The 684-nt window shown below is 36.8% G+C and carries 1 protein-coding gene; it reads left to right on the top strand.

Annotated elements, in window-relative coordinates:
* On the top strand, window positions 1-651 hold a 651-nt coding region (locus QM959_RS09550), incomplete at its 5' end, for an ISL3 family transposase (protein WP_414372862.1).
* Window positions 652-684: the final 33 nt, after the last annotated feature.

The raw sequence follows: 684 nt of genomic DNA, 5'->3' as shown, positions 1-684 counted from the left end.
TGTCAGGTGAAAATCATTACTATGGATATGTTTAGTCCTTATTATGCCTTGGCTAACCAGCTTTTTCCGTGTGCTAAAATCGTTCTAGATCGTTTCCATATTATCCAACATTTAAGCCGTGCTACAAGTCGTATGCGTGTCCAAATCATGAATCAGTTTCATCGAAAGTCTCATGAATACAAGGCTATCAAGCGATACTGGAAACTCATTCAACAGGATAGCCGTAAACTTAGCGATAAACGTTTTTATCGCCCTACTTTTTGCATGCACTTAACCAATAAAGAAATTCTAGACAAGCTTTTGAGCTATTCAGAAGACTTGAAACACCACTATAATCTCTATCAGCTCTTGCTTTTCCACTTTCAGAATAAAGAGACTGAAAAATTTTTCGGAATCATTGAGGACAATCTGAAGCAGCTTCATCCTCTTTTTCAGACTGTATTTAAGACATTTCTCAAAGACAAAGAAAAAATCGTCAATGCCCTTCAGTTACCCTATTCCAACGCAAAATTAGAAGCGACGAATAATCTCATCAAACTTATCAAGCGAAATGCTTTTGGTTTTCGGAACTTTGAAAACTTTAAGAAACGAATTTTTATCGCTCTGAATATAAAAATGGAGAGAACGACGATCGTCCTCTCCAGATGTTAGCTTTTTTCAACCCACTACAGTTGACAAAGAGCC

The sequence above is a fragment of the Streptococcus mitis genome, from assembly GCF_047459985.1.
Taxonomy (GTDB): domain Bacteria; phylum Bacillota; class Bacilli; order Lactobacillales; family Streptococcaceae; genus Streptococcus; species Streptococcus mitis_DZ.
Note: the sequence above shows the minus strand (reverse complement) of the source record. Positions and strands in the feature narration are given on the sequence as shown.